Annotated in this window: 5 protein-coding genes; 2 read left to right on the top strand and 3 right to left on the bottom strand. The window is 58.2% G+C overall.

The window, feature by feature from the left end; all coding sequences use genetic code 11:
* A partial coding sequence (locus RIFP1SYM_RS15805; RefSeq protein ID WP_240992150.1) for a hypothetical protein occupies positions 1–490 on the top strand: 490 nt, incomplete at its 5' end.
* A gap of 35 nt (positions 491–525) precedes the next feature.
* Here the strand turns inward: RIFP1SYM_RS15805 and RIFP1SYM_RS15800 are convergent.
* The 3 genes from RIFP1SYM_RS15800 to RIFP1SYM_RS15790 all read right to left on the bottom strand — a co-directional run bounded on the left by RIFP1SYM_RS15800 (position 526) and on the right by RIFP1SYM_RS15790 (position 3977).
* Complete coding sequence (locus RIFP1SYM_RS15800; protein ID WP_005966694.1) at positions 526–1179, bottom strand: methyltransferase family protein; 654 nt, start codon at positions 1177–1179, stop codon at positions 526–528.
* A gap of 50 nt (positions 1180–1229) precedes the next feature.
* Positions 1230–2144, bottom strand: coding sequence for a polyphosphate kinase 2 (gene ppk2, locus RIFP1SYM_RS15795; protein WP_006474637.1), 915 nt, complete (start codon positions 2142–2144; stop codon positions 1230–1232).
* Between the two features lie 105 nt (positions 2145–2249).
* Positions 2250–3977 carry a chloride channel protein gene (locus RIFP1SYM_RS15790; protein ID WP_006474638.1) on the bottom strand — a complete coding sequence of 576 codons (1728 nt, stop codon included), beginning with the start codon at positions 3975–3977 and terminating at the stop codon, positions 2250–2252.
* A gap of 93 nt (positions 3978–4070) precedes the next feature.
* Between RIFP1SYM_RS15790 and RIFP1SYM_RS15785 the strand changes: the two genes are divergently transcribed.
* The coding region (locus RIFP1SYM_RS15785) for a class I SAM-dependent methyltransferase (RefSeq protein WP_050798792.1) at positions 4071–4593 on the top strand (523 nt) is incomplete at its 3' end.

Genomic DNA, 4593 nt, shown 5'->3' with positions numbered 1-4593 from the left:
GAAGCGTTATGAAACGTTGCGCAAACGTGCGCTGGAGTCTGGTGTGATGCTGCCGAATCGGCCGCCTTGGGAAGAGCATCGGGGCATGATGCCGGAGTGGATCTCCATGGAAGAGCGCATGCAACGCATGGAGAAGCTACGCGATATGTCTCCTGAAGAGCGGGATGCATACCGCAATGAGCGCTACCAGGAGATGCGAGAGCGTGCCGCAGCTATGGGGCGAGAGATGCCAGAGACACCACCCTGGAAGGCAAGAGAAGAGGCGCGGGCTGCCGCAGAGGCGGAGTGGAAAAAGCATCAGGAAGTCATTGACGGGATGACCCCGGAACAGCAGGCGGCCTGCCGTGCCATGAAACGCCGCCACATGCGAGGTGGCCGGGGTGGTTGGGGGCCTATGATGCATGGGCCCGGCATGGGGCGTGGCAATCCGCAGGGTTTTGGACCGGGGCCGTATGGCGCCATAAACAACTTCTGGAGCCCTGACTACTGACTTGACGGCACCCGGGTACGCCCGGGTGCCCCGCTCTATTTCTGGGCTTTTTTTGCCAGGAGTGCGGCCTCGTCTTTTTGCAGATACTTCCATGGCAGAGGCAGCAGCGAAGGCACCTTTGCACAATAGCTTCGATAAACATCACCATGAAAGGCGATGAGCTTCTGCTCCTCCAGTCTGGATCCCAGCACAAAGTAGAGTGTTATCAGGATCGCTGAGAGCAGATAGGCGCCATTCATTGACTGGGACCACACAATCACCAGCCCAAGGCTGTACCAGGGATGCCGAACAAAGCGATGCAGAGGCGATATCGTGAATGCCTCCTGATCGATCTGAGAGCCGCTTCTCCTGTCCGACAGCTGTCGCAGACCGATGAACTCCTTGCTGTCGTAATAGCGCAGTGACCAGAAAAAACCCGCGATTGCCGCCAGTGATGCGCCGCCACTCAGCCAGCGACCGATGCCCTGCCACTGCCAGAGCATCTCGCCAGGCCAGCTGTAGAGTAGCGCCAGTGGTGGAATCAGCAGCAGCACTGCCAGCAGGTTGAAGAGTAGCCGATACCAGGCTGCCAAGGCGGGCCAGCTGCCGATTAGCCTCTGTTTGAAGCCAAGTGAGGCGAACAGGGAGTGCAGTGCAAAATAGGCCAACCAGGCCAGCGCAAGCATGGTGAGGTGTTCCGTTGGCTGCATTGCGCTACCGGGTGTTGCCTAGTCTGGCTAAATGAGATGCGGTAGTGCAGCTATCCAACAAACTTGCCGCTTTGCAGACGTTGTGCCTCCATCAATTCCAGTTCTCGGGAGCCGGAGATGACGATCTCGTGGTCCGGCACAAAGTCGAGTTCCGGATCGAGCCGCTGATAAGGCACAGCGTTGAGGATCACCTTCATGGCGTTGATGCGGGCTTGGTGCTTGTCGTTGGAGCGGATGATGGTCCAGGGTGCGTGAGTGGTGTTGGTGCGGCGCAGCATCTCATACTTCTGATTGGTGAAGTCATCCCAACGATCCTGCGCCTGTACGTCGATCTCGGAAAGCTTCCACTGCCGTAAAGGATCGCTCTTGCGCCGTTCAAAACGCCGCGCCTGCTCCTCCTTGGTGACCGAAAAATAGAGCTTGACCAGGATCGTACCCTGGCGCACCAGATCCTTCTCAAAACCGGGGCAGCCGATCATGAAATGTTCGTACTCTTCTTGGGTGCAGAAGCCAAAGATTGGCTCCACCACGGCGCGGTTGTACCAACTGCGATCGAACAGTACCACCTCGCCGCCGGATGGACATTCGCGCACATACTTCTGGAAGAACCATTGGGTACGCTGCTCTTCAGTGGGTTTGCCCAGCGCCACCACTCGGTAGTGTTTTTCGTTCATGTAGCGGGTGACGCGGCGGATGGTACCGCCCTTGCCGGCGGCATCGCGTCCCTCGAAGAGGATGATCATGCGGGTACCGGTCCGCTCCAGATACTGTTGCATCTGTATCAATTCAGCCTGATAGGGCTTGAGCGCCTCCTCCCGTTCGAAGCGCCGAATCGCCTTTTTCTGATTCTTCTTCTGCCTGGCAACCTCGTCCCGTAACTGCTTCTGTTCATGCAGGAGTTCTGAAAGCCTGATCGGTTGATCATTGTAGAGGACAAATTCGGGATTCTGGATTTCATCATACATGATACAGCTCCTGCTCAGGGACGATACGAGGGTGGCGCAAATAGGGCGATCCAAACGATTAAGTATAGCCTTTTTTTATTTGTACCCCAGTGTCGATAGCTGAGATTAGACTCGATACGCTGATTCAATCTGCTCCCGGGTCAGCACGCCGAGAATCCGTTGGCCACCCCCTTTTTTACGTCGCGCGACATAGAGTGCCTCGGCGCCGCTTGAGTCGAGCCGTTCCACCGCCTCCTGCAGGGTCGCCTGCAGGGAGATATCGGCGAGCTGCAGGCGGCGCGCGGGAATCTCCATCAGATCGATCTCCTCCTCCATGGCCTCTTCGGCATAACGGGCCAGATCAGCGGCGTAGATCAGATCGGAGGGGGTTCCGTCGCTCTCCACAAGAAACCACTCGGGTGCTTCTGCCAAGAGGGAGATCAGTGCCTCGCGATGATTTCGGGAGTGGCAGTGGACCAGCTTCTGGCTCATTACCGATGCGACACCGATGCGGCGCAGGGATTGCATCACTGGATCGGTGCGATAGTTGAGGCCGCTCGATTCAAGGATCGCAATGAACAGAGATTTCTTCTGAAATATTTCACCACTGGTAAGACCGGCAATGACGATGGCGAGCATGCCAGGCATCACCACCTGAGGGCTGTTGGTGAGCTCGATGATCGCGGTTAGCGCCGCCAGCGGCGCTTGCAGGCTAGCGCCCATCATCGCCCCCATGCCGATCAGGGCATAGAAACCGGGGTCTGCGGTTGGAGTATTGAACAAAAGTGCCGGCAGCTCGGCAACAATCCCACCGATCGCCGCGCCGATGAAGAGTGCAGGGCCGATGATGCCGCCAGGGATACCCATGCCAATGCTGGCGGAGGTGGCAAAAATCTTGGCCAGTACCAACAGGATTAGCAGCCCCATGCCCAGTTCGCCGAGTAGGATGCTCTGTACCGTGTCGTAGCCAATACCGAGGACCTGTGGCAGAAACAGGCCGATGCCGCCAACCAGGGCCCCGGCAGTGGTGGTTCTGGCCCAGAAGGGCCAGGGTTTGCTGATCGCCGATGTTTTCTGTACCAGCTGAATAAACAGAGCCGAGGCGCTGCCGGCAACGATGCCGAGCAACGCCACCACGCCCAGCTCGCCAATCGAACTGAGCTGGAAATGCGGCATGGAGAAGGCACTGTCGCTGCCAAGAAAATAGACCGCCACGCCATTGGCGCCCACCGCCGCAAGGATGATCGGGATAAAGCTGCTCGGCGTGTACTCCATCATCACCACCTCGAGTGCGAAGATCACACCGGCCAGAGGGGTGTTGAAAGAGGCCGCGATGCCGGCGGCGGTGCCGCAGCCCACCATGGTACGGATGCTATTGTTGGGCAGAGAGAAGTGCTGGCCGAGCAGTGAGCCGGCTGCTGCGCCAAGGAATACATGCGGTCCCTCCCGCCCTACCGAGTGGCCGGAACCGATGGCAACCGCGGCACCAAAGAACTGCAGCAGAAACTCTCGCAGCCCCAGGTGTCCCTGATGATAGGCGAGACGCTCGATCAGCCGGGCGATCCCCAACACGTGTAAGCCACGGGCAAAGTGGTGGAAGATCAAACCGATCAGCAGTCCGCCCGCCACTGGCAGCAAAAATCGCAGCAGCGCGGGAAGGCCCTCATAGTTTTCCGCCAGATTGCCTGGCAGCAGGCTGCCCTGGGTACTCTCGACAAGTATCCGAAAGACGACGATCACAGCGCCGGCAATGACCCCGGTGATCAGCCCCAGCAATGCTAGCAGGAGCAGCGCATCCGGGCGCGCCAGATGCAGGCGGGTATGGTGGAGCCAGTCGTTGAGCGGTTGTCGCATCTGCTTCTGCATCTCTGATGTATCATGCCGCAGTCAGGCAGCAGTCGGTAGTAACCTTAACGGAGGGGCGGGAAGTTGTCAGCCAAGCAGAAGATGAGACTGAATGATTCGCAGGCCTATCAGACCAGCACAGAAATAGATCTTATGGAGCGGCTGTTGCCGTTGCATGGAGTGCGCGTACTGGAGTTGGGGTGTGGTGCTGCCTGGACGCTTCGAAAACTGGCAGAATGCTATTCCGACTCCCAGTTTATCGGCACCGAAGTGGATGAGATACAGCACCAGAAAAATCTTTCGCATGCAACGGTGAACCTCGAGTTTCGCCTCGAGGGTGCGCAGGCGATCAGCGAGCCGGAGCAGAGCATCGATCTGGTCTGCATGCTGAAGTCCCTCCACCATGTGCCGATTCAGCTACAGATGCCGGCGATGCAGGAGATCCATCGGGTGCTCAAGCCGGGTGGCATGGCCTGGATCTGCGAGCCGGTCTACAGTGGCGCGTTCAATGCGATCATGAGCCTGATTCATGATGAAAAGCAGGTTCGTGAACAGGCCTTCGATACACTGCGTCAGGTGGTGCAGAACGGCCTGTTTGAGCTGCACGCCGAGCACTTCTTCAATG

Source organism: endosymbiont of Riftia pachyptila (vent Ph05), assembly GCF_000224455.1.
In the GTDB taxonomy this organism is placed as follows: Bacteria; Pseudomonadota; Gammaproteobacteria; order Chromatiales; family Chromatiaceae; genus Endoriftia; species Endoriftia persephonae.
This window is presented reverse-complemented; position numbering and strand designations above follow the sequence as displayed.